General features: G+C 66.8%; 22 protein-coding genes. 15 read left to right on the forward strand and 7 right to left on the reverse strand.

Annotated elements, in window-relative coordinates:
* Window positions 1-168: 168 nt before the first annotated feature.
* Genes ACEE23_RS02700 through ACEE23_RS02730 form a run of 7 tightly spaced genes read left to right on the forward strand, consistent with a single transcriptional unit; the run spans window position 169 to window position 7,906 of the window.
* Window positions 169-3,183: a Na+/H+ antiporter subunit A gene (locus ACEE23_RS02700; RefSeq protein ID WP_448871782.1), complete on the forward strand. Its 3,015-nt coding sequence runs from the start codon at window positions 169-171 to the stop codon at window positions 3,181-3,183.
* Complete coding sequence (locus ACEE23_RS02705; RefSeq protein WP_448871780.1) at window positions 3,184-3,684, forward strand: Na(+)/H(+) antiporter subunit C; 501 nt, start codon at window positions 3,184-3,186, stop codon at window positions 3,682-3,684. It abuts the gene before it with no gap.
* Window positions 3,677-5,437: a Na+/H+ antiporter subunit D gene (locus tag ACEE23_RS02710; RefSeq protein ID WP_448871778.1), complete on the forward strand. Its 1,761-nt coding sequence runs from the start codon at window positions 3,677-3,679 to the stop codon at window positions 5,435-5,437. Before ACEE23_RS02705 ends, ACEE23_RS02710 begins: the two co-directional genes overlap by 8 nt.
* Window positions 5,438-5,977, forward strand: coding sequence for a Na+/H+ antiporter subunit E (locus ACEE23_RS02715; protein ID WP_448871776.1), 540 nt, complete (start codon window positions 5,438-5,440; stop codon window positions 5,975-5,977). It abuts the gene before it with no gap.
* Window positions 5,978-6,253: a monovalent cation/H+ antiporter complex subunit F gene (locus tag ACEE23_RS02720; RefSeq protein ID WP_070768689.1), complete on the forward strand. Its 276-nt coding sequence runs from the start codon at window positions 5,978-5,980 to the stop codon at window positions 6,251-6,253.
* Window positions 6,250-6,630, forward strand: a complete 381-nt coding sequence (locus ACEE23_RS02725) for a monovalent cation/H(+) antiporter subunit G (protein ID WP_290223367.1) — start codon at window positions 6,250-6,252, stop codon at window positions 6,628-6,630. Before ACEE23_RS02720 ends, ACEE23_RS02725 begins: the two co-directional genes overlap by 4 nt.
* 13 nt (window positions 6,631-6,643) lie before the next feature.
* Window positions 6,644-7,906, forward strand: a complete 1,263-nt coding sequence (locus ACEE23_RS02730) for a glycosyltransferase 87 family protein (RefSeq protein WP_368519904.1) — start codon at window positions 6,644-6,646, stop codon at window positions 7,904-7,906.
* Here ACEE23_RS02730 and ACEE23_RS02735 read toward each other — a convergent pair.
* The 3 genes from ACEE23_RS02735 to ACEE23_RS02745 all read right to left on the reverse strand — a co-directional run bounded on the left by ACEE23_RS02735 (window position 7,903) and on the right by ACEE23_RS02745 (window position 10,068).
* The gene (locus tag ACEE23_RS02735; RefSeq protein WP_448871773.1) at window positions 7,903-9,042 is read right to left on the reverse strand and encodes a glutamate--cysteine ligase; all 1,140 of its coding nucleotides are present in this window, start codon (window positions 9,040-9,042) and stop codon (window positions 7,903-7,905) included. The two genes, ACEE23_RS02730 and ACEE23_RS02735, sit on opposite strands and share 4 nt — an antisense overlap.
* Before the next feature lie 71 nt (window positions 9,043-9,113).
* On the reverse strand, window positions 9,114-9,752 hold the full coding sequence (locus ACEE23_RS02740) for a LytR C-terminal domain-containing protein (protein ID WP_448873520.1): 639 nt from the start codon (window positions 9,750-9,752) through the stop codon (window positions 9,114-9,116).
* A 10-nt stretch (window positions 9,753-9,762) separates the two neighbouring features.
* Window positions 9,763-10,068: a DUF3263 domain-containing protein gene (locus ACEE23_RS02745; protein WP_290223377.1), complete on the reverse strand. Its 306-nt coding sequence runs from the start codon at window positions 10,066-10,068 to the stop codon at window positions 9,763-9,765.
* On the opposite strand from ACEE23_RS02745, the gene ACEE23_RS02750 reads away from it, so the two are divergent.
* The 5 genes from ACEE23_RS02750 (at window position 10,067) to ACEE23_RS02770 (ending at window position 14,241) form a co-directional block, all read left to right on the forward strand.
* Window positions 10,067-10,690 carry a peptide deformylase gene (locus tag ACEE23_RS02750; protein ID WP_448872660.1) on the forward strand — a complete coding sequence of 208 codons (624 nt, stop codon included), beginning with the start codon at window positions 10,067-10,069 and terminating at the stop codon, window positions 10,688-10,690. The two genes, ACEE23_RS02745 and ACEE23_RS02750, sit on opposite strands and share 2 nt — an antisense overlap.
* Window positions 10,691-10,693: 3 nt before the next feature.
* Complete coding sequence (locus ACEE23_RS02755) at window positions 10,694-11,440, forward strand: GNAT family N-acetyltransferase, cg3035/Rv0428c family (RefSeq protein WP_448872658.1); 747 nt, start codon at window positions 10,694-10,696, stop codon at window positions 11,438-11,440.
* A 3-nt stretch (window positions 11,441-11,443) separates the two neighbouring features.
* The gene (locus ACEE23_RS02760; RefSeq protein WP_448872656.1) at window positions 11,444-12,253 is read left to right on the forward strand and encodes an exodeoxyribonuclease III; all 810 of its coding nucleotides are present in this window, start codon (window positions 11,444-11,446) and stop codon (window positions 12,251-12,253) included.
* Window positions 12,253-13,725 carry a phospholipase D-like domain-containing protein gene (locus ACEE23_RS02765; RefSeq protein ID WP_448872654.1) on the forward strand — a complete coding sequence of 491 codons (1,473 nt, stop codon included), beginning with the start codon at window positions 12,253-12,255 and terminating at the stop codon, window positions 13,723-13,725. The genes ACEE23_RS02760 and ACEE23_RS02765 overlap by 1 nt, the downstream gene beginning before the upstream one ends.
* 78 nt (window positions 13,726-13,803) lie before the next feature.
* On the forward strand, window positions 13,804-14,241 hold the full coding sequence (locus ACEE23_RS02770) for a hypothetical protein (RefSeq protein ID WP_448872652.1): 438 nt from the start codon (window positions 13,804-13,806) through the stop codon (window positions 14,239-14,241).
* A 2-nt stretch (window positions 14,242-14,243) separates the two neighbouring features.
* Here ACEE23_RS02770 and ACEE23_RS02775 read toward each other — a convergent pair whose 3' ends face one another.
* From ACEE23_RS02775 to ACEE23_RS02790, 4 genes are read right to left on the reverse strand one after another with little or no spacing between them, the layout of a single operon-like run.
* Window positions 14,244-15,413, reverse strand: coding sequence for a multidrug effflux MFS transporter (locus tag ACEE23_RS02775; protein WP_368519913.1), 1,170 nt, complete (start codon window positions 15,411-15,413; stop codon window positions 14,244-14,246).
* A gap of 27 nt (window positions 15,414-15,440) precedes the next feature.
* On the reverse strand, window positions 15,441-16,202 hold the full coding sequence (locus tag ACEE23_RS02780; protein ID WP_368519914.1) for an ABC transporter permease: 762 nt from the start codon (window positions 16,200-16,202) through the stop codon (window positions 15,441-15,443).
* Window positions 16,192-17,130, reverse strand: coding sequence for an ABC transporter ATP-binding protein (locus tag ACEE23_RS02785; RefSeq protein ID WP_368519915.1), 939 nt, complete (start codon window positions 17,128-17,130; stop codon window positions 16,192-16,194). Before ACEE23_RS02785 ends, ACEE23_RS02780 begins: the two co-directional genes overlap by 11 nt.
* 30 nt (window positions 17,131-17,160) lie before the next feature.
* Window positions 17,161-17,670 carry an NUDIX domain-containing protein gene (locus ACEE23_RS02790; RefSeq protein WP_368521276.1) on the reverse strand — a complete coding sequence of 170 codons (510 nt, stop codon included), beginning with the start codon at window positions 17,668-17,670 and terminating at the stop codon, window positions 17,161-17,163.
* A gap of 111 nt (window positions 17,671-17,781) precedes the next feature.
* Here ACEE23_RS02790 and ACEE23_RS02795 point away from each other — a divergent pair, with 111 nt between their 5' ends.
* The 3 genes from ACEE23_RS02795 to ACEE23_RS02805 are packed head-to-tail and all read left to right on the forward strand — an operon-like array spanning window position 17,782 to window position 22,710.
* Window positions 17,782-19,260 carry a hypothetical protein gene (locus ACEE23_RS02795; protein WP_368521277.1) on the forward strand — a complete coding sequence of 493 codons (1,479 nt, stop codon included), beginning with the start codon at window positions 17,782-17,784 and terminating at the stop codon, window positions 19,258-19,260.
* Window positions 19,260-20,303, forward strand: coding sequence for a glutamate ABC transporter substrate-binding protein (locus tag ACEE23_RS02800; RefSeq protein ID WP_448872649.1), 1,044 nt, complete (start codon window positions 19,260-19,262; stop codon window positions 20,301-20,303). The genes ACEE23_RS02795 and ACEE23_RS02800 overlap by 1 nt, the downstream gene beginning before the upstream one ends.
* Window positions 20,296-22,710: a tetratricopeptide repeat protein gene (locus ACEE23_RS02805; RefSeq protein WP_448873522.1), complete on the forward strand. Its 2,415-nt coding sequence runs from the start codon at window positions 20,296-20,298 to the stop codon at window positions 22,708-22,710. The genes ACEE23_RS02800 and ACEE23_RS02805 overlap by 8 nt, the downstream gene beginning before the upstream one ends.
* Window positions 22,711-22,958: the final 248 nt, after the last annotated feature.

Here is a 22,958-nt window from a genome sequence, read left to right on the forward strand (position 1 = left end):
TCGCTTGTGTTTCTCAGTGAAAATCAGATCGGTTCCGCCGCCATCCTCAAGCGCGGCGAATGAGTGCAGACTGCCGCTGGGGCAGCACCGTTGTGCGTCGACATGGACCCTTTACTCGCGGCACCCTGTCCTATCCGCGACTTACACGTAGGGAGCACTCGTCTCACCGTGCTGATTCTGCTTTGCGCACTGCTAATCGCCTCGATCAGTGCGCCTATCCTCATTCACTATCTGGGTAGACCCGCGTTCGGTTTGCTCGCCCTAGTCCCCGGCGCCGGCTTCGTGTGGGTACTCAGCCTCTTTGCTAACGGGACGTTTAGAAACGGCGGTTCCGTCGACGTCACCGTCGAATGGATGCCCGCCGCGCACCTAGCCTTCGACTTACGCTTGGACTCCCTAGCCGGGCTGTTCAGCCTGATCGTGCTGGGCGTGGGGGCGCTGGTCCTGGTCTACTGCTGGGGTTATTTCGACCAAACGCCGCGCCGCCTCTCGATGTTCGGCGCGCAGATGGTCGCCTTCGCCACCGCCATGTTCGGCCTGGTGGCCTCCGACTCCATGCTGCTGATGTACGTCTTCTGGGAGATCACCTCCCTGCTGTCGTTCCTGCTGGTCTCCTACTACGGCGAGCGCGCTTCCTCCCGCCGCGCCGCCCAGCAGGCACTCATGGTCACCGTGCTGGGCGGGCTGGCCATGCTGGTCGGCATCATCCTCTTCGGCCGGCAGACCGGCATCTGGCACTTCTCGGAGATCTCCGGGTTCGAGCAGATCGAGCTGACCCCGTACATCACCGCCGCCATCGTGCTGATGCTCTTCGGCGCGCTGACCAAGTCCGCCATCGCCCCGGCGCACTTCTGGCTGCCGGGGGCTATGGCCGCGCCGACGCCGGTGTCGGCCTACCTGCACTCCGCGGCCATGGTCAAGGCCGGCATCTACCTGGTCGCCCGCCTAGCCCCGGACCTGCAGGTGGTAGACACCTGGCACCTGGTCATCATCCCGCTGGGCGTTATCACCATGCTGCTGGGCGGCTGGATGGCGCTCAAGCAGAAAGACCTCAAGCTCATCCTGGCCTACGGCACGGTCTCCCAGCTGGGCTTTATCACCGCCGTGGTGGCCATCGGCTCCCGGGAGGCCATGCTGGCTGGCCTGGCGCTGACCTTCGCCCACTCGCTGTTTAAGGCCCCGCTGTTCATGGTGGTCGGCGCCATCGACCACACTGCCGGCACGCGCGACATCAACGAGCTGTCCGGCCTGGGCCGCCGCCACCCGGTGGTCTACGGCCTGGCGATTGTCTCCGCGCTGTCCATGGCCGGCATCCCGCCGCTTTTGGGGTTCGTGACCAAGGAGGCGGTCATCGAGTCCGTCATGCACGAGCAGCTGCTGGTCGGCATGCCGCGCAACATGCTGCTGGTCGGCGTGGTCTTAGGCTCCATCCTGACCATGGCCTACGCGCTGCGTTTTCTGTGGGGAGCCTTCGCCACCAAGCCGGCCAGCCACCCGACCGGCGGCGGCATCTCCGAGGCGGTGGAGAACATGCACGCCATCGGGCCGATGCTCTGGTTCCCGCCGGCCGCGCTGACCGCCTGCACGGTGGCCTTCGGTATCTTCCCGCGCCCGCTGTCGGATCTCATCAACCAGCACCTGGACAACGTCTACGGCGCGGACCCGGAGGCGACCTACCTGGCGCTGTGGCACGGCTTCAACGTGCCGCTGGCCATCTCCGCGCTGATTATCGTCTGCGGTGTTGCCATGCACTGGCAGCGCGGCGTGGTCGCCAAGGCCCAGCTGGAGCACCCGGCCCTGGGCTCGGCCGACGTGGCTTACGATGCCACGATCGACGGCATCCGCAACCTGTCGCTGCGCACCACCGCCTTTACCCACCGCGGCTCGCTGCAGATGAACCTGACCATCATCTTCGCCTGCCTCATGCTGCTGCCGGCAGCCGCGATCGTCTCCGGCGGGCTCAACGACGTGCGCATGATCGTGGCGGAAAGCCCCTGGCAGGCCATCGCCGCCATCATCATGATCATCGCGGCCATCGCGGCGACCGTCACGCATAACCGCCTGTCGGCCGTGCTGATCGTCGGCGTGTCCGGCTACGGGCTCTCCGCCGTCTTCGCCCTGCAGGGTGCGCCGGACCTGGGCCTGACCCAGCTGCTGGTCGAGACCCTCATCGTGGTGCTTTTCATGCTGGTGCTGCGCAAGATGCCGGCCAACGTCGAGTGGCGCCAGGGACCCCAGCTCAACCGGCTGCGGGCCTGGCTGTCCGTGGGCGTGGGCCTGACCGTGACCATCGTGGCCATGTTCGCCATCAACTCCCGCACCGCGGATCCCATCTCGGAGCCCATGCCGGAGCTGGCCAAGGAGATCGGCCACGGCGCGAACGCCGTCAACGTCCTCCTGGTCGACATGCGCGCCTGGGACACCATGGGCGAAATCACCGTGCTGGTCATCGCCGCCATCGGCGTGGCCTCCCTGATTTTCCGCACCCAGTCCTTCGAGCGCGACTCCCGCCGCCCGACGCTGCGGGTGACCGGCCGGCGCTGGCTGGCCGCGGAGGTCGAGACGGAGCAGGCGCTGAACCGCTCGCTCATGATCGATGTCTCCACCCGCATCCTCTTCCCGCTGATGATGGCGCTGAGCTTCTACTTCTTCTTCGCCGGGCACAACGCCCCGGGCGGCGGGTTTGCCGGCGGCCTGGTGGCCGCGCTGGCGCTCACGCTGCGCTACCTGGCCGGCGGCCGCGAGGAACTGGAGGAGGCCCTCCCGGTCGATCCGGGCCGACTCATGGCCACGGGCCTGTTCGCCTCCCTGGCCGCGGCCATCGTGCCGATGTTCTTCGGCCGCCCGCCGCTGGCCTCGGCCTACGGCTCGCTGGACATCCCGCTCATCGGCAGCGTGTCCTTCCCCTCGGCGCTGGTCTTCGACGTGGGCGTCTACCTGATCGTCATCGGGCTTATCCTGTTCATCCTCTTCTCCCTTGGCGGCAAGCTCGACGAGGAGGAAGAGGTCCGTAAGCAGCGCGCCCGCGACCGGGCCCGCTCGCTGGCCCGCCGCCAGCGCCAGCGCGAAAACGCGAAGAACAAGAAGGCCGCGGCCGCCCGCAGCCAACCGGCCAAGGCGGCGGCGCGCCACCAGTCCACCGCCAACGACATCACCAACCGATCCACCGGAAAGGAGAAATAAATGGAAGCGAACCTGTTCTTGCTGCTCGCCACAGGCGTGCTGATCTCCGCCGGCGTCTACCTCTTGTTCGATCGCGCCATGACCAAGATGATGCTGGGCCTGCTGCTCATCGGCAACGGCGCCAACCTGCTCATCCTGCAGGCCGGTGGTTCGGCCGGCTCCCCGCCGGTGATGGGCCGGGAATCGGCCCAGTACGGCGAGAAGATCGCCGACCCGCTGGCGCAGGCGATGATCCTGACCGCCATCGTGATTTCCATGGCCATGACGGCCTTCATCCTCACCCTGGCCTACCGCCAGTACCGCTACCGCACCGCCGACGTCATTGAAGACGACGCGGAGGATGCCGCAATCGCCAAGATCGCGGCCCGCCCGGGCAACGCGGCGGCCGCGCCGGACCACGACGCCTCCGACGACCCGACCACCGGTCGGGCCACCAAGCACGGCGACCAGTTCGGTCCGAAGTTCTTCGAGGAGCCCGTGAAGGGGGCCAAGGATGAGTGAGACTTTCCAACCCATCGTTGACTGGGCCCTGCCGAACATGGGCTACATCATTCCGCTGCCCATCCTGATCCCGGCCCTGGCCGCCGCGGCCGCGATGATGTTCGCCAAGAAGCCGGGCGTGCAGCGCCAGATCGCGTTCTTCTCACTGCTGGTGACGGCCGCGGTGAACGCGGTGCTCATCATCGTCGCCGACGCGGAGGGCATCCAGACCGTCCAGATCGGCGGCTGGGACGCGCCCGTCGGCATCACGCTGGCCGCGGACCGGCTGGCCTCGGTGATGCTGTTTACCTCCTCCATCGTGCTCTTTAGCGTGATGTGGTACGCCATCTCCCAGGGCGTGCGCGACGGCTCCAAGGACGAGCCGGTGGCGGTCTTCCTGCCGACCTATATGTTGCTGACCATGGGCGTGAACGTCTCCTTCCTGGCCGGCGACCTGTTCAACCTCTACGTCGGCTTCGAGATCTTCCTGGTGGCCTCCTACGTGCTGCTCACCCTGGGCGCCTCGCCCGGCCGCGTGCGCGCCGGCGTGGGCTACGTGATGGTCTCCATGGCCTCGTCGATGATCTTCCTCTTCGGCATCGGCATGGTCTATGCCTCCGTGGGCACGGTCAACCTGGCCCAGATCGGCATGCGCATGGAAGACATCCCGGCCGGCACCCAGACCGCCATCTACGGCGTGCTGCTCATCGCCTTTGCGATTAAGGCCGCCATCGTCCCGCTGGACGCCTGGCTGCCGGACTCCTACCCCACCGCCCCGTCGCTGGTGACCGCGGTCTTCGCGGGCCTTCTGACCAAGGTCGGCGTCTACGCGATTATCCGCATGCGCACCACGGTCTTTACCGACGGGCGCCTGGACACGCTGTTGATGTGGGTCGCCCTGGCCACCATGGTGCTGGGCATTTTAGGTGCTATCGCCCAAAGCGATATCAAGCGTTTGCTGTCCTTTACCCTGGTCAGCCACATCGGCTACATGATCTTCGGCGTGGCCCTCGGCACGGCCCAGGGCCTGTCGGGTGCGATCTTCTACGCGGTCCACCACATTCTGGTGCAGACCTCCCTGTTCCTGGTGGTCGGCCTCATCGAGCGCCAGGCGGGCACGTCTTCGCTGCGCCGCCTGGGCTCGCTGATCTACTCCGCCCCGCTGATCGCGATCTTGTATTTCATCCCGGCGGTCAACCTGGGCGGCATCCCGCCTTTCTCCGGCTTCATGGGCAAGATCCTGCTGCTGCAGGCCGGCGCGAACGAGGGCTCCTGGCTGTCCTGGGTGCTCATCGCCGGCGCCGTGATCACCTCCCTGCTGACCCTGTACGTGATGATGCTGGTCTGGTCCAAGGGCTTCCTGCGCGACCGCGCCGATGCCCCGGAGGGCAACGTGGCCATGGCCCGTCCGTCCCCGCTGGGCGATATCACGGACGAGGTCGCCTACTCCGACCGCGAGGACGTCGGCAAGCTGCCGCTGGGCATGGTCGGCTCCACCGCGCTGCTGGTGGCCGCTTCCACGGCGATCACCTTCCTGGCCGGCCCGATCTCCGGGATCACCTCGCGGGCGGCCGAGTCGGCGCAGGACACCTCGATTTACCAGTACGCGGTGCTGGGCGACAACGCGGACAACCCGACCCGGCACCTGGACCAGCGCGAGCGTTACCACGGCGGCCAGGACTCCCTGGAGTCGCGCACGCACCCGCTGCCCGAGCCGGAGCCGGGCATTGCCACCAGCCCGAACGACATCGACGAGTCGGAGGAGGAAGAGTAAATGACTCATCCCATTAAACCCACCTTTTCCCGCCGGCTCAGCTACCGTTTCCGCCCGGGCTTCCTGCTGGCCATCACCATCATGTGGGTGTTGCTCATGGGCGAGGTCTCCTTTGCCAATATCGTGGCCGGCATCGGCGTCGGGCTCATCATCATGGTGATTTTCCCGCTGCCGGCGATGCCCATCAACGGCCTGTCGGTGTCCTGGGGCCGGCTCATCAAATACGCCTTCACCTGGACCGGGGAGTTATTCCAGGCCTCGCTGAAGGTCGGTTGGTTGGGCGTGCGCCCCCAGCCGAAGCCGCGCAGCGCCATCTTGAACGTCCCCATGCGCGTGGAGAGCGAATTCGTTCTATCCTTTGCGGTGATGCTCTACAACCTGCAGCCGGGTGGCACGATTACGGATATCGACATCGCCAACCGCATGCTGACCGCCCACGTGCTGGACGCGGACTCGGAGGACGACATCGCCCGCGAGATCGCCAACATCCGCAAGCTGGAGGCGCACATGATCGATATCTTTGAAAGGAAGGTGCGCTAGATGGACCCGACAATCTACAACATCGTCTTGGCGGGCGCCGCCGTGCTGTTCATGGCCGCATTCCTGATGACCACCTGGCGGATCATCGTCGGCCCGAACTCCATGGACCGGCTGATCGGCATGGACGGGTTTGTCGCCATGTTCCAGTGCGCCATGGCGGTTTATATCTGCTGGACGCTGAATACCACCGTGGTCAACTCCATGCTGGTCGTGGCCCTGCTGGGCTTCATTTCCACGGTCTCGGTCACGCGCTTTAGGAAGAGGGATAACCAGTGACTTATTCGCTCATCGCCGATATTGTCTCGCTCATCCTCATCGTCTGCGGCGCGCTGCTAGTCTTCTCCGCCGCCGTGGGCGTGGTCCGCTACAAGGACACCATGTCCCGCGTCCACTTCGTGACCAAGCCCCAGACCGTGGGGCTCATCCTGACCATGCTGGGTGCCCTCATTAGGGTGACCGGCTCCGAGACCTTCGGGGTCGCGGAGCGAGGAGACCTCGGCATGCTCTTCCTGCTGGTACTCTTTGCGATGATGACCAGTCCCGTTACCGCGCAGCGCATGTCCCGTATTGCCCGGCGTGAGGGTCTGTACGGAAAGGAAGACGATATGACGCGCAACGACCGACCGGCAGGCAAATCCATGCGCCGGAAGTAGCAGGCACGCCACCGTGAAGAAAATCTACGGTCTGCCCACCGTCGGGCTGGTCTTTTTGGCCCTGACCTGGTGGGCCTGGCACCAGATCGCCCCGGTGCGGGAGCAATCCGCCTTCGTGTGGCGGATGCCCCTGGATTTGGCGATCTACCTCAAAGGCGGCGCGGAGGTCGCCCAAGGCCAGCCGCTCTACGACGGCCCCCTGATTTTCGACCTCCCCTTCACCTATCCCCCGTTCGCCGGCGTCGTCTTCGCCGGCCTCGATCCCTTAAGCGACAACGCGACCATGGCGCTGTGGCACGGCGCGACTTTCCTGGCGCTTTTTGCCGTCGTCGCCCTGGCCCTGCGGGAGCGCGGCCTACGGCTGGGGGTGCTCGGGATCCTCGTCTTCTTGGTATTCACCCTGACCACGGTCAACCTGGAGCCCATTCACGGCACGGCCTACTACGGCCAGATCAACGTCTTTTTGATGTTTTTGGTCGCGCTCGATTTCCTGCCGCGGAAGTTCCGCCTGGCCGGCATCGGCACGGGCCTGGCCGCCGGGCTGAAGCTCACCCCGGCGTATATGGGCCTGATTTTTGTCATTCAGCGGCGCTGGTGGCACGCGGTGATCTGCGTGCTGACCTTCCTGACCACCGTGGTGGTGGGCCTGGCGGTCGTGGGCGACGGCATGCGCTTTTGGACGGAGTCGATGTTCGAGTCCTCGCGCGTGGGCGCGCATACCAACCCGGGCGCGCAGGCGCTGCGCTCGGTGCTCGAGCGCGCCTTCGGCGTGGCCGGCGGGCCGGTCTGGCTGGGCGTTATCGTGGCCGTTTTCGCGCTGACCTGCGCCGCGGTCTTCCTTGCCAGCCGCAGCGGGAACAACACGCTGGCGCTGGCCTTTACGGGCTTGAGCTCCTGCCTGGTCTCCCCGTTTAGCTGGTACCACCACTTCGTCTGGGTGGTGCCGCTGGGCATCGGCTTTTTCGCCTGGATCAACCAGACCCTGGGCCGCAAGTGGCGCGGCACCGTCCTGCGCGAGCAGGTAGTCGGGCTGGTCTCCGTCGCCGGCCTCTGCCTGATCCTCGCGCCATTCGTGGGGCAGCGCAGCTTCCCCTGGTTTGCCTACCGCACTCTGGACGGGCTCGAGGCCACCTGGCCGGCGCTGGTGTTTTCCTGCTCGCCCATCGTCTTCATGCTGGTCTATGTCATCTACCGGCTCATCCCGCGCACCCCGGTCGACGAGGGCCCGGACACCCAGGACCTGCCCGTGGTCACGGGCCGGCACCGCGCGGCCTAGCGCACCGGGCGCTTGTTCTCCATCTCCTGGCAGGCCAGGTCGACCGCGCCGACCCAGCTGCCGGTGGATTCGAAGATGGCGCGCTGGCGCTCGTAGCCGGCGCCGCCGTCGATGATCTCGCGGATAAGCTGCAGCTCCTCCTCACAGCCCAGCTCGCGGCTTAGGTCGGCCAGCTCCTCCATGAGATCGGCTAGCTCGTCCTTGACCCAGCGCTCGTCCGTCTCCCGCGAGGTGATGACCAGCGCGTCCATGCCGTAGCGCGCCCCGCGCCACTTGTTCTCGGCCACGTGCCACGGCTGCAGGGTGGGCAGCGCCTCCCCGGCCTCCAGCATGCGGTCGTAGTGGACCACCAGACAGTGGGTGAGCGCGACGATGGCGGAAAGTTCGCGCAGGTTGCTCGTGGCGTCGGAGACGCGCACCTCGACCGTGCCCCACTTGGAGGCCGGCCGGATGTCGAAGTGCATGGAGCCGGTGTGGTTGATGACCCCGGAGATCGCCTGATCCCGCATGTAGTCCTGCCACTGGGACCAGCTGGTGAACTGATACGGCATGCCGGCGGTGGGCAGCTGCTGGTAGAGCATGGTCCGGTTGGAGGCGTAGCCGGTGTCAATCCCCTCCCAGCCCGGGGAGGAAGCGGAGATGGCCAACAGGTGCGGGTACTTGGTCATCAGCGCGTTGATAATCGGCCAGACCTTGTCCTCGTGGCTGATCCCGACGTGGACGTGGGTGCCCCACAGCAGCATCTGCTGGCCCCAGTACTGGGCGCGGTTGATGATTTCGCTGTAGGCCTGCTTTTCCGAGACCGGGTTTTCGCGGAAGTCGGAAAACGGGTGCCCGCCCGAGGACCACAACTTGACCCCCATCTCGTCCGCCACGGCGCGGACCTTGTCCAGGGTGCCGCCCAGATCCGCCATGGCCTCCGGCACGGTGTGGGTAATGCCCGTGACCAGCTCGACGGTGTTTTGCAGGAATTCCTTTTCCAGGCGGACGTCCGGGTGCGCGGCGCGGACCCGGTCAATGAGCTCGGCGCCGCGCGGGACGAAATCCCGCGTTTCTGGATCCACCAGCGCGATCTCCCACTCCACCCCCAGGGTGGGTTCGGCGGAGCGCGCGAATTTTTCTTCCGGGATCTTCACGCGTTTATCGTATCTATTCAGCGTTAGAATCCGTTAGCTGCCGCGCCTTTTAATTCTTTATTTATCCGTGGTTAGGCGTCGGTGAGCACCACGGTCAGCCCGCGGCCTTGCGTGGCCTTGTCCGGCAGGCTGTCGATGTTTTCGCGCGCGATGCCGCCCAGCTCCGAGGCGATCTTGCGGGCCTCGGCCTCCGCGGCCGCGTCGCCCTTGGGGAAGAAGACGGTGGTCTCCGGCAGGACCTCCTCCGGGAAGTTACCGACCTCGCCCAGCTCGTAGCCGTTGCCCTCTAGGTCGCGGGAGACGCGATCGGCCAGGCCCTGGGTCATGGAGTTGTTCAGCACGCTGACCTTCTTCGGGGCCGGCTGCTCGGCCGGGGCGGGGTCGGCCTGCTCCGGCTGGCCCGCCGCCGGGGCGGCTTCCTCCCGGTTGCTGTCCTCGGCGGGCGCCGGGGCCTCGGTGCTGCGCTCGGCGTCGGCGTCCTTCTCCTGGCTGGGCGCGGCCGCGGAGGTGGTCGGACCCTCCGCGCCGCCGGCGGGGGCGGAAGAGGTGGCGGCGGCCGGGGTGGATTCTTCGTCCCCGCCGCCCTGGGTCAGGGCGTAGAGGGCCCACAGGCCCAGCACGACGGCGACGGCGATGAGCACCATCGCGAAACCGCGCAGGGGCAGGCTGGTCGAGGTGGCGTCGTTCTTCTCCTGATTCACATTAGTCACAAAACTTACTTTAAACCCCAGGAGTTTCATTTTGTTGCGCGGCGCGCCGGATTTCTTCGCGTTGGCTGCGTACCCGCCGCAGCCGGCCCACCAGCACCGGCGCGTATTCCTGCGCCGCCGGCAGATCCAGCAGCGCGTTGAGGCGTTGGTGGTAGCGCACCGGCGTCAGGTCCAGCTGGGCGCGGATGGCCTCTTCCTTGCGCCCGACGGCGCGCGGGGCGTGCGCCTCGAAGTCCAGAATGGCCACGTCCTGCTCGGATAGGCCAGACAGGTCGGGTAGGTCAGATTGCGCGGACATGCTTAAACTGTAGAACATGAGTATTCGCCCCATCGTGATCCACGGCGACCCCGTGCTGCATCACCCCACCGAACAAGTCACGGAAGACATCTCCAGCCCGCAGTTCCAGCAGCTGATTAGCGATATGCACGAGACCATGGACGCCGCCCACGGCGTCGGGCTGGCCGCCAACCAGATCGGCATCAACAAGCGACTGTTCGTCTACCACTGCCCGGACACCGACGGCCCGGACGGCACGGAGAAGGAAGACGGCGGGATGCGCCGCGGCTGCGTCATCAACCCGGTGCTGGAGACCTCCGAGATTCCCGTGACAATGCCGGCGGACGACGGCTCCGACGACGAGGGCTGCCTGTCCGTGCCGGGCGAGTCCTTCCCCACCGGCCGCGCCGACTGGGCCCGGGTAACCGGCCAGGACGAAAACGGCAACGACATCACCGTCGAGGGCTACGGCTTCTTCGCCCGCTGCCTGCAGCACGAGGTCGGCCACCTGGACGGCTACGTCTACACCGACACCCTCATCGGCCGCTACAAGCGCGCGGCCAAGAAGGCCATCAAGCGCGAGGGCTGGAACGTCGCCGGGCTGACCTGGACCCCGGGCGTGGACGAGGATCCCTTCGGCCACACGGACGGTGAGGACTAGGCCGTGGGCTTCGCGTTTCGCTCCGACGCGGTGGAGGTAGGCGACCGGGTCGTGGCCCGGCGCGACTACGCCGGCGGGGTCAAAAGCGACGTCATCGGGCACGTGCAAAGCCTGGATCCGCTGATCATCCGCCCGCAGCAAGTGGGCGGCTACCCCTCCGATAAGGAGGCGGTGGAAATCGCGCCGGAGGAGCTAAAGATCATCAAGAAGCTCTCCCCGCGCACCATCCGCAACTCGGATATCCGCCGCGTCGAAGAGGCCATCGCGAACGCTTACCCGGACCCGCACGAGCAGTGGTCGGCGGACGGGCAGTGGCTAATGCGCGCCTCCGGCTCGGTGCCGCTGGGTCCCTCGGCCGGGTTCACGCCCCTGCCCGCCGCCGAGATCCTCGATAACGCCGGCCCGCGCCTGCTGTTGCCGGAGCGCATCGGCAAAAACGGCCTGCCACACTCCCGCCCGGTGGGCCCGGAGCTGGTCTGCTACGTCGGGGAGCTGCCCGACGAGACCAGCGCCGAAAATCCCGACACCGCGCCCGCCGCCCTGGGCACGGCCGGCGACGACACGGTGTGGGTGGTCGTGCCCACCGCCCCGGCCAGCGCGGCCGAGCTGCGCGAGAAGCTGCGCTGGGGCCGGGCCCAGGGCGCGACCCGCGCGGTGGCGGTCCTGGAGGTCCCGGACGCCGCCGCCCGCGCGATTGCGGCCGAGTGCGGCCTGGATGAGCACCATCGGCGGCGGTTCGCTACCCTGTAAATCATGCGCATAGCCACCTGGAACATCAACTCCGTCCGCACGCGGGCCGAGCGCGCGCTGGCCCTGCTGGACGCTCACGACATCGACGTGTTGTGCCTGCAAGAGACCAAGGTGGCTGATGACAAATTCCCGACCCAGGTTTTCGAAGACGCCGGCTACCACGTGGCCCGGCACGGCCTGAACCAGTGGAACGGCGTGGCCATTATCAGCAAACAGGCCCCGGAGGAGACCTACGAGGGCTTCCCCGGCCAGCCCGGCTTCGCCAAAGACCCGGACAAGGAGCAGGCCCTGGAGGCCCGCGCGCTGGGCGTGGTCATCCGCGGCGTGGAGATCTGGAGCCTGTATTTCCCCAACGGCCGCGAGATCACCGATCGCCACTACGACTACAAGCTGCAGTTCTACTACGCGCTGGCGCGCTACGTGGAGCAGCGCTCCCACCGCAAGCTGCTGCTGACCGGGGACTTCAACGTCGCCCCGCGCGACGAGGACGTCTGGGACCTGTCCGTTTTCCGCGGCAAGACCCACGTGACCGAACCGGAGCGCGCCGCCTTCCAGATGCTGCTGGAGGCGGGCACGCAGGAGGTCACCCGCCAGTTCACCCGCGAGGAGCGCTGGACCTACTTCGACTACAAGGGCATGCGCTTCCAAAAGGGCGAGGGCATGCGCATCGACTTCCAGCTGGCCTCGCAGCCGCTGGCCGAGCGGGTGCGCTCCGCCGCGGTCGACATGGCCGAGCGCGCGGAAAAGGGCACCTCCGACCACGTGTTGCTGATGGCCGACTACGACCTTCCGGACTTCGACGCGGTGCGCTAATGAGCCTCAGTATCGATCTGACCTTCTGGCAGGCCTTCTTCATGGTGCTGGACTACGCCATCAAGGCCGTCGCCATTGGCATCGTCCCGGAGGGCCGCCGCCCGTCCAGCTCCAATGCCTGGCTGCTGGCCATCCTGTTGCTGCCCTTCGTGGGCCTGCCGCTGTTCCTGCTGATGGGCTCGCCGTATATCAACCGGCGCCGCCACCGCATCCAGCAGGAGGCGAACGAGATGATCGACGACATCACCGCCGCCACCCCGGATCACCCGGAGGACCGCCTGCCCTCGGAGGTCGAGTCCCTCATCCACCTCAACCGGGAGCTGACCGGTTTCCCCTGCGTGGTCGGCCACAACCAGGGCCTGCACGCGGACTACGACGAGTGCATCCGGGCGATTGCCCGCGCTATCGATGCCGCCGAGGAATACGTCTACGTCGAAATCTACATCCAGTCCTGGGACGAGGCCACCGACGTCTTCTACCAGTCCCTGGCCCGCGCCCGGAAGCGCGGGGTGGAGGTCAAGCTACTGCTCGACCAGATCGGCAGCATCAAGTACCCCGGTTACTTCAGCTTCGGTAAGAAGCTCAGCGCCATCGACGTCGACTGGCGCCTCATGCTGCCCATCCAGCTGCACAAATTCCGCTTCCGCCGCCCCGATCTGCGCAACCACCGCAAGATCGTGGTCATCGACGGCCACACCGGCTTCCTCGGCTCGCTGAACATGATCAAGCGCCAGTACAAGACCGACGACCGCGCCTGGATTGACTACATGGTCGAGCTCACCGGCCCGGTGGTCACCTCCCTGGCCGCCGTCTTCGCCGTGGACTGGTACCTGGAATCCAACGAGACCCTGGGGCTCAAAGAACTGCCCTACGACGACGCCTGGGACGCCGACGCCAACTTCTTGCAGCTCATCCCCTCCGGCCCGGGCTATACCACGGAGCCGAACCTGCGCATGTTCAACTCCGTGGTGCACCACGCCAAGGAACGCCTGGTGATGGTCTCGCCCTATTTCGTCCCGGACGAGTCCCTCATGGAGGCCGTCACCACCGCCTGCTACCGCGGCGTGCGGGTGGAGCTCTACGTCTCCGCCAAGGCCGACCAGTTCATGGTCAACCACGCCCAGTCCTCCTACTACCAGACCCTGCTCGAAGCCGGCGTCCACATCTACCAGTTCCCCGAGCCCTACGTTTTGCACTCCAAGTTCACCCTCGCGGACCCGGACGAGCCGGCCAATACCTCCACCTACCCGCTGGCCATGTTCGGCTCCTCCAACATGGACATGCGGTCTTTCGGCCTGAACTACGAGTCCACCATGCTGGTAGCCCGCGGCGACCTCATCGACCAGCTCAACCAGCTAGCCGCCAACTACCGCGGCGTCTCCCACGAGCTGACCCTCGAGGAATGGAACACCCGCGGCTTCTTCCGCCGCTACGTGGACAACGTCATGCGGCTGACCTCGGCGCTGCAGTAGCCGCCCGTGCGTGACACATCAACATTGCTAGAGTGGGGAGCAGAAAGTTCAATCACCGATCGCTTTTTAAGGAGCATCATGTCCAAGTCTTCCAAGCCGACCCTCGGCCACCGTCTCGCCTCCGTCGCCCTGCGCGCTCTCCCGGGCGCTTTCATCCTCAACTCCGGCATTGGCAAGCTGGGCCTGCGCGGGGAAAACGCCGCCGGCCTGCGTGACTTCGCCGCCACCGGCGTCCCGGCTCTGGGCGATATGGATCCGGATACCTTCGGCAAGTTCATCTCCTACTCGGAGATTGGCGTCGGCGGCGCCCTGCTGGCCCCGTTCATCCCGAACCGCCTGGCGGGCCTGGCCCTGACCGGCTTCTCCTCCGGCCTGCTGACCCTGTACTTCAACAACGACAACATGACCCAGGACGACGGCATCAGCCCGTCCGAGGACGGCACCGCCATCGCCAAGGACAGCTGGATCCTGTCCATCGGCCTGGCCCTTATCGCCCTGGGCAAGGGCAAGAAGTAAAACTACTCACCCACATGCCAACGCGTGGCGGCAAAGGCGGCGGCCACCGCCACGCCCGCGCAGACGCACATGCCCAGTGACATCGTCAGCAGACGATCACTGCCCAGCCCCATCAGCGGGCTGACCAACCCGCCCAGCAGCGACTGGACCCCGCCCATCACGGCCGAGACCGAACCGGCCTTATCCCGGCGCAGGCCCGTGGCCAGGGCCGCGGAATTGCCCATGATGAACCCGGTGGGCGCGACGCAGAAAAACAACGCGACCAGCACCACCCCGCCGCCGGCCCCGAAGGCGATGGTGGCCAGGAGCACCGCGTTCGCGCACACGCTTAAAATCACCCCGGCGCGCAGCATCACCTTCGGTCCGTGGCTATCCACCAGCCGCATATTCACCAGGTTCGCGGCCAGCAGGCCCAGCGAATTCACCGCGAAAACCAACGAGTAGCCGGCCGGGCTAAAGCCCAGCACGTCCTGGATGACAAAGGGCGAGGCGGAGATATAGCAGAACATCGCGCTAAAGCCGAAGGACATCGAGCCCAGGTATCCCAGGATCGCCGGGTGGGACAGCACCGTGGCGTAATTGCCCAGCACCTGGCCCAGCAGGCGGCCCTGCCGGTTCCGGCCGCCGGTTTCCGGCACGACCAGCCACGCCAGGAGCAGCTGCACCACGTGCAGGCCCACCAGCACCCAGTAGATGCCGCGCCAGCCGATGGGCTCGGCCAGCAGGCCGCCGATGATGGGGGCGAGCGCCGGCGCGATGGCCTGGATGGCCATGAGCAAAGAAAAAGCCCGGGCCGCGGCCTTGCCGACCAAAAGGTCCGGCACCACCGCGCGGGAGAGCACCACGCAGGCCCCGCCGCCCAGGCCGTGCAGGAAGCGGGCCGCGATCAGCACCCCTATGTTGGGGGCCAGCGCCGCTAGCACCGATGCGGCCACCGCCCCCACCGCGCCGAGCAGGAGCAGGGTCTTGCGCCCGAGGGCATCGGAAAGCGGGCCGATAAACAGCTGGCCCGCCGCCAGGCCGACGAAGAACGCGGTCAGCGTGAGCTGGACCCACGCATCCGCCACCCCGAACTCCGCCGCGATGGCGGGCATGACCGGCAGGTACACGTCCGTGGCGAAGGCGGCCGTGGCCGACAGCAGCGCCAGGGACAGAAGAAGTGAATAGGGCACGGTTTCCTAGACTAAACCGTGCGGGCTTTAGGCGTCGCGCTTTTGCAGCAGCAAAACGCCCAGCAGCCACAGGCCACCGGCCCACAGCAGGAAGATAACCAGGTTCATCCAGTTGGCGTCCCACATCGCCTTTTCCGGCACGGTCTCAAAGATCCAGTTCTGCAAGGCCGTAAACGGCATGAACGGGGCGATGTGCTCACCAATCTTCGGCAGTCGCCCGATGAGCTGGTCGATGCCCAGGTTCAGGATCAAGCAGATGGCCACGGTGCCGGCGGTCTGCCGCAGCAACAGGCCCATGCCCTGGGAAAACAGCACCATCGCCGCCATCACCAGCGGGTAGACCCAAAGGAAGCGCCGGGCGCTCTCACTGTTCCACGGGTCATAATCCGGGGCGACCTCGCCGGCAATGGCCTGGGTGAGCAGGTAGACGCCCACCAGCGCGATGAATACCAAAAGAGCGGAAATTACCGCGTACATGACCAGCTTGACCACCGCCACCATCGGGCGGTTCGGGTTGGCCATGTAGACGTTCGTCTGGATGTTGTAGCGGTATTCGGTGGTGATGATCATGATGGACTGGATCATCAGCACCGGCAGGCCCAGCATCCAGACGGCGGTGGCCGAGGACTCCGGAGTCAGGAACATGGCGGTCTCCGGCGTCTGCCGGGCAACAGATGCGTTCAGGGCGCTCCAGCCCCAGGTCAGCAGGAAGAACACGGCGCTGGTGAGCCAGAACGACCGCGTGGTAATCAGCTTGGTCCACTCTGCGCGCAAAGTATTAACGAGCATCGTCAGCCCCCTCAATCTGGCCGTGGTATTGGACCGCGTGGCCGGTCATTTCCATGAAAGCGTCCTCCAGCGAGGCGCGGTGCAGCGTGAGCTCGTTCAGCGGCACGCCCACCGAGTACGCCAGCTGCCCGATAAGGTCCGTGGCCTGCTCTGGGATAACCAGCGTGGGCCGGCCCTCCTGGTCCTGGCTGTACTGGTAGGTGATGTTCTCCTCCTCCAGCGCGTTGGTGAACGCGTCCAGGTACTCGGAGCGGACGATGACCTGCGAGGCGGCGTGCTCCTTGATGAAGTCGTAGGTGGACTGGTTAGCCACCAGCTGGCCGCGGCCGATGACCACCAGGCGGTCGGCGGTCATGGACATCTCCGACAACAGGTGCGAGGAGACCAGGATGGTGCGGCCTTCCCGGGCCAGGGCCTGGAGCAGGTCGCGCACCCAGCGGATGCCCTCCGGGTCCAGGCCGTTGACCGGCTCGTCCAGGATCAGCACGCCCGGGTTGCCCAGCAGGGCGCTGGCCAGGCCCAGGCGCTGCCCCATGCCCAGCGAGAAGCCGCCGGCCTTCTTGCCAGCCACGTCGGACAGGCCCACCAGGCCCAGCACCTCGTCCACACGACGGGTGGGGATGCCGTTGGACTGCGCCATCCACTTCAGGTGGTTGGCCGCCGAGCGGTTCGGGTGCACGGCCTTCGCGTCCAGCAGCGCGCCAACCTCCCGCAGCGGGTTCTTCATCTCCCGGTAGCTTTTGCCGCCGATGCGAGCCGTGCCCGCCGTCGGCTTATCCAAGCCCAGGATCATGCGCATGGTGGTGGATTTGCCCGCACCGTTGGGTCCCAAGAAGCCGGTCACCATTCCGGGGTTGACCGTAAAACTTAAGTTATCGACGGCGCGGACCGACTTATACTGCTTAGTCAGCCCGTTCACTTCAATCATGCCCACTAGCGTGCCACAATTCGGGCGGTTTTACCTGCCCAAGGCACGCGCCGCCCGGCACAAATCCGCGTAAGCGGAGCGGAAGGCGGACAGCAGCGGCAGCTGCTCGACCTCGCCGAGCGGCACCCAGCGCAGCTCCAGCGACTCCTCGTTGGGCACGGTGTCCAGCGGGTTTCCGGTCTTGGTCCGGGCCAGCACCGAGGTATAGGTCCAGCCGCCGGGCAGGTCCGGGCGCGCGGGGTTGGCCGGGTAGGGGCCGGCGGTAACAATCTCATCAATAATTTCTATGTCCGCCGGGTCGATGGTGCATTCCTCGACCGCCTCGCGCACCGCCGCCTGGCTGGCGGTTTCGTGCAAGTCCCGCGCGCCGCCGGGAATCCCCCAGGTGCCGCCCTGGTGGGTCCACTGCGCGCGGTGCTGGAGCAGGACCCGCGGGCCCTCGGCCAGCAGGAAGAGGCCGGCCGCGCCGTAGAGTCCCCAGGCGGGTTTGCCGCCCGGGCCCGCTGCCCAGCCGTCGCCGCTTTCGGGTTTGCCTGCCACATTCATCACCCTCCATGCTATAACTTTTGGCAAAACCCCGCGGACAGGTGGCGTAGCACACAGCGGAAAAGCTATTCTAGATGAATGACCGGTTCCGGGGCACCCAGCTTGATGCGGCCACGCCGCAGGAAACCTAAGTCGACCCAGCCCACCGAGCACGACTCCCAGTTCGCCGGGGGCGACCACTGGCTCGACGACCTCACGGCCCCAGCAGACCCTGCCTTCAACCCGGCCACCCACCTGGCGATGTCCACCTTCGCCGGACCCGCGCGCCTGGCCCGCCGCGTCTGGTCCTTCCTGGAGACCACGCCCGGCAAGCTTTTCACCGTCACGGTGATTCTGACCCTTGCCATCGCCGCGGCCGGCATCTCCATGTCCAATTCTTCGGCCGCCCGGCAGGACAACCTGGACACCCTGCTGTCCACCACGGAGCCGATGTCGAACTCGGCCCACAACCTCTACACCTCCCTCTCCCTGGCGGATACCGTCGCCACCACCGGTTTCGTCCAGGCCGGCGTCGAGTCCGGCGAGAACCGGCAGAAATACAACGACGCGATCGACCGGGCATCGGTAGCCGCCACCGAGTCCATCCTGGGCACCTCCGACGACGACCAGCGCATCCGCGACCTGGTCGGCTTCATCCAGCGCGAGCTGCCGGTCTATACCTCCATGGTGGAAACCGCCCGGGCCAACCACCGCGCCGGCAACGCCGTGGCCAGCGCCTATATGTCCAATGCCTCGTCGCTGATGCGCGAGGAGATCCTGCCCGCCGCCGACGAGCTTTTCCAGCTGACCAGCCAGAAGGTCTCCGACGAGCGCCGCGAGCTCACCCGCCCCCAGTGGGTTCCGCTGTCCGGCCTGGTGGCCGCCGTCATCTTCCTGGTACTAGCCCAGTGGTGGCTGTGGCGGCTGACCCGGCGCCGCTTCAACCGCGGCTTCGTCACCGCCACCAGCCTGCTCACCCTGGCGGTGCTGTGGGTGGGCCTGTCCAACCTGGCGACCTGGTCCGCCGGCATGCAGGGCTTCGAGGACGCCTCCCGCCCGTGGGACGCGCTGACCAATTCGCGCATCGCCGCGCAGCAGGCCCGCACCTCGGAGACCCTGGCCTTGGTCAACCGCCAGTCGGAGCAGGAAACCGCCGTGACCTTCGACGAGACCACCGAATCCATCTCCCACGCGCTGGAGGACTACGCGGCCTCCGAGTCGATCACCACCGAGTCCGAACTCGACCGCGACGACCTCATCCGCGGCGCCCAGCACTCGCTGGAGCGCTGGACCCAGTCCCACGAGGCGCTGCTCAACGCGCTGAGCGAGGGCCGCTACGACGACGCCATCTTCCTGGCCACCGATCCCAACCCGGGCGACACGCTGCCCGGGGAGACCTCACCCACCAGCGCCGCCAGCTCCTTCAACGAGCTCGACCGCACCCTGGACCAGCTCATCGCCGACGCCCGGCGCGCCATGCGCCTGCACATCCAGGAGGGACTGACCGCCATGACGCTGGTCTCCAGCGCGGTCATGCTGCTGACCGTGGCCGCGGTGATTTCGGTCTGGCTGGGCATCCGCCCCCGAGTGCAGGAGTACCTCTAATGCGCAAGAAAGTCCTGCCCGCGCTCGCCATTCTCCCGCTGCTGCTTACTGGCTGCGTGACGCACTCTTCCGAGCTCGCCCCGACCAACGAGATCGACCGCATCCTCCCCGAGCGCACGCAGGAAGAACAAGCCGGCCCCCCGCTGCCCGCCGGCGCCTACTACGAGCCCGCCGATGCCGAAGCCGCCGACGCGGACTCCCGCGGCAACCCCGCCGGTTCCTGGCGCCCCGACGACAAGGACGCCGAGGAGCGGGTGCCCGAGATCGTCAAGCGCGGCTGGGTGATTGTCGGCGTGGACCAGTCGCACAACCTGCTCAGCTACCGCGACACCACCACCGGGCAGATGAGCGGCTTCGAGGTCGACCTGGCCCACGAGATCGCCCGCGATATCTTCGACGATCCGTCCAAGGTGGATTTCCGCTTCCTGTCCTCGGCCGAGCGCGTGGACGCGCTGGAGTCCGGCGAGGTCGACATGGTGGTCCGCACCATGACCATCAACGAAGACCGCCAAAAACAGGTGGAGTTTTCCACGCCCTACCTCGACGCCTCCACGCGCCTGCTGGCGCTGAAGTCCAGCGGCATCGACTCGCTCGAGTCCACCGCCGGCAAGCGGGTCTGCGCCACCGCGGGCTCGACCTCGCTCAACCAGGCCCGCCTCCACCTGCCCGACGCCCAGCTTTTGATCACGCACTCCTGGGGCGACTGCCTCATGGCCCTGCAGCTGAGCCAGGCCGACGCCGTCATCACCGACGACACGCTCCTGTCCGGCATGGTGGATCAGGACTCCTACACCGAGATCGTCGGCGAGCCCATGTCCACCGAGTCCTACGGCGTAGGCATCAAGAAATCCCGCCCGGGGGCAGACACCCGCCCGCTGGTCCGACAGGTCAACTCCACGCTGGAGCGGCTGCGCCGCGACGGCACGTGGGCGCGCCTCTACAACGAGTGGTTCGGCCCCTACCTCGCCCCCGCCAGCCCGCCGGCCCTGGACTACCGCAGCGAAGACCCCGACGACGACTCCGAGGAGGCACGCAATGACTGATCGCTCCGATCACCTGGAACCGGGCCCGGATTCCGACCTGGACGCCGCCACCGCGGCCGTGCCCTTCGATCCCTTCGCCGACGACGAGGAAGGCGAGACCGGCACCGCCGCCGTGGCCTTCGATCCCTTCGCGGACGACGACGAGGACGACGAATTCGCCGCCGACTCCGACAACATCGCCGCGCTGATCAAGGACCTGGGCAACCTGCGCGACAAGAAGGCGCGCGACGCGCAGCAGGTGGCGGATACCTCGCAGCGCTCCCGCCAGAAGGCGCTCGACACCTTCCGCTCTAGGCGCGCGACCCGCCGCCGCGACCGCGAGGTCGCCGACGGCATGGTCCACCTGCCGTTCGTCTCCCCCAGCAACCCGCGCCAGGCGCTGCTCGACGTGGACGAGGTCGTCGAGCGCAAGAAGATCCCCCGCCCGCAGCTTAACCCCGGCGACATGGTGGCCAGCCAGTACGAGATCCTGGGCGTTATCGCCCACGGCGGCATGGGCTGGATCTACCTGGCCAACGACCACTTCGTCTCCGGGCGCGTGGTCGTGCTCAAGGGCATGCAGGCCCACAAGTCCGAGGACGAGACCGCCGCCGCGGCCGCCGAGCGCGAGTTCCTGGCGGATATTACGCACCCGGGCATCGTGAAGATTTTCAACTTCATCGACGACGCCCGCGTGCCCGGCGGCTTCATCGTGATGGAATACGTGGGCGGGCCCTCCCTGCGCAGCCGCCGCAACGCGCAGCCGGGCAAGGTGCTGCCCATCGACATCGCCATCGCCTATATCCTGGAGCTTTTGCCGGCCCTGGACTACCTGCACTCGCGGGGGGTGGTCTACAATGACTTGAAGCCCGACAACATCATCGTCACCGAGGACCAGGTCAAGCTCATCGACCTAGGCGCGGTCTCCGGGATCGGCGCCTACGGCTTCATCTACGGCACGCAAGGCTTCCAGGCCCCCGAGGTGGCCACCCAGGGCCCCTCGGTAGCCAGCGATATCTACACCATCGGCCGCACCCTGGCCGCGCTGACCATCGACCTTCCCAGCGAGGACGGCATCTACCTGCCCGGGCTGCCGAGCCCGGCAAAGGAACCGCAGTTCCGCCGCCACCTGTCCTTCTACCGGCTGCTGCTGCGCGCCACCGACCGCGACCCGGACAAGCGCTTTAACAACCTGGGCGAGCTGCGCACGCAGCTCTACGGCGTGCTGCGCGAGGTCATCGCCGTCCGCGACGGTGTCCAGCACCCCTCCCAGCACTCGCTGTTTTCGCCGCAACGTACCACCTTCGGCACCAAGCACCTGGTCTTCCGCACGGACCAGCTCATCGACGGCATCGACCGCACCGTGCGGACCACCGCCCCCGAGGTGGTCTCCGCCCTCCCGACCCCGCTGCTGGACCGCAGCGACGTCGGCGCCGCGCTGCTGCAGGGCGCGTCCTATACGGAGCCGCAGGAGGCCCTGGAAACCCTCCGCCAGGCGATGCAGACCGACGAATACGAGCAGTCCGCCGAAATCCCCCTGGGCGTGGTGCGCTCCATGATCGACCTCGGTTACACGGGTCAGGCCCGCAGCTGGCTGTCCTCGCTGGAGCAGCGCCTGGGCGGCGACTGGCGCTTCGAGTGGTACTCCGGCGTGACCGCGCTGCTGCTGGACGACTACGCCGAGGCGCAGAAGCACTTTTCCACCGTGCTCAGCCTCCTGCCCGGCGAGGCCGCGCCGAAGCTGGCGCTGGCCGCCATCAACGAACTGCTCCTGCAGCAGCTGGGCTACGACGGCTCCTCCCTGCTCATGCCGAAGGTCGCCCGCGCCTGCGCGGTCCAAGAGCTCAGCTTGGGAGACCTGCCCGACGAGGACTTCGCCGGCCAGCCCGAGCTCTGGGAACACATCACGCAGGACCCCGGCGTCCTGCGGTTTAACTCGATGCGCCTCTACGGGCTGGTCTGGGCCACCAACCCGACCACGGTCTCCTCCGCCTTCGGGCTGGCCCGCCAGCTGCGCACCGAGCACCAGGTGGAGATGGCCGTCAACACCCTCGACCGCGTGCCGAACGCCTCCCGCCACCAGCGCATGGCGCGGCTGACCACGGTGTTGCAGCTCATCTCCCACTCCCTGACCGAACCCCGCGTGCGCCGCGCCGCCCGCCGTCTGGAAGAGATCCCCACCAACGAGCCGCGCTTTTTGCAGATCAAGGTCGCCGTGCTCTCCGCCGGGCTGACGTTCCTGCGCGATCACCAGCTCACGCACGCCGCCAGCCCGAACGACCTGTTCGAGTACGCCTTCACCCAGCGCGGCCTGCGCTACGGGCTCGCCGACACGCTCCGCGCGCTCGCCCGCCAAGCCCCCTTCTCCCGGCACCGCTACGCGCTGGTCGACCTGGCGAACCAGGTCCGGCCGGTGACGGCGTTTTAGGTTCGGTGGGTACTGGGGCTGGGTCCGGGGAAATATCGACCCCTGCCAGCGGGTTGGTCCGCGGATTTCACCTTTAACGCGTTGACCAGCGGTTTTACGGGTCGGAAATATCTGCCTTTGGGCAGAGGGCGATATTTTCCGCGGATTCTCCTCTGCCCCGGCCGAAAATATCTACTTCTACCGCCCAACCTCCCCGCAGCCGACACGCACAAAGCCGTGAACAGCGGTTTTAGACACCGGAAATATCG

It is taken from the genome of Corynebacterium sp. 32222D000AT (genome assembly GCF_053546955.1).

Excerpts from the sequence above, each read along its gene's own strand:
- ACEE23_RS02765 (WP_448872654.1), top strand. The coding sequence starts at position 12,253 with ATGAGCCTCAGTATCGATCTGACCTTCTGGCAGGCCTTCTTCATGGTG.
- ACEE23_RS02800 (WP_448872649.1), top strand. The coding sequence starts at position 19,260 with ATGCGCAAGAAAGTCCTGCCCGCGCTCGCCATTCTCCCGCTGCTGCTT.
- ACEE23_RS02780 (WP_368519914.1), bottom strand. The coding sequence starts at position 16,202 with ATGCTCGTTAATACTTTGCGCGCAGAGTGGACCAAGCTGATTACCACG.
- ACEE23_RS02805 (WP_448873522.1), top strand. The coding sequence starts at position 20,296 with ATGACTGATCGCTCCGATCACCTGGAACCGGGCCCGGATTCCGACCTG.
- ACEE23_RS02705 (WP_448871780.1), top strand. The coding sequence starts at position 3,184 with ATGGAAGCGAACCTGTTCTTGCTGCTCGCCACAGGCGTGCTGATCTCC.
- ACEE23_RS02770 (WP_448872652.1), top strand. The coding sequence starts at position 13,804 with ATGTCCAAGTCTTCCAAGCCGACCCTCGGCCACCGTCTCGCCTCCGTC.
- ACEE23_RS02720 (WP_070768689.1), top strand. The coding sequence starts at position 5,978 with ATGGACCCGACAATCTACAACATCGTCTTGGCGGGCGCCGCCGTGCTG.
- ACEE23_RS02795 (WP_368521277.1), top strand. The coding sequence starts at position 17,782 with ATGCGGCCACGCCGCAGGAAACCTAAGTCGACCCAGCCCACCGAGCAC.
- ACEE23_RS02750 (WP_448872660.1), top strand. The coding sequence starts at position 10,067 with ATGAGTATTCGCCCCATCGTGATCCACGGCGACCCCGTGCTGCATCAC.
- ACEE23_RS02760 (WP_448872656.1), top strand. The coding sequence starts at position 11,444 with ATGCGCATAGCCACCTGGAACATCAACTCCGTCCGCACGCGGGCCGAG.
- ACEE23_RS02785 (WP_368519915.1), bottom strand. The coding sequence starts at position 17,130 with ATGATTGAAGTGAACGGGCTGACTAAGCAGTATAAGTCGGTCCGCGCC.
- ACEE23_RS02745 (WP_290223377.1), bottom strand. The coding sequence starts at position 10,068 with ATGTTCTACAGTTTAAGCATGTCCGCGCAATCTGACCTACCCGACCTG.
- ACEE23_RS02710 (WP_448871778.1), top strand. The coding sequence starts at position 3,677 with ATGAGTGAGACTTTCCAACCCATCGTTGACTGGGCCCTGCCGAACATG.
- ACEE23_RS02715 (WP_448871776.1), top strand. The coding sequence starts at position 5,438 with ATGACTCATCCCATTAAACCCACCTTTTCCCGCCGGCTCAGCTACCGT.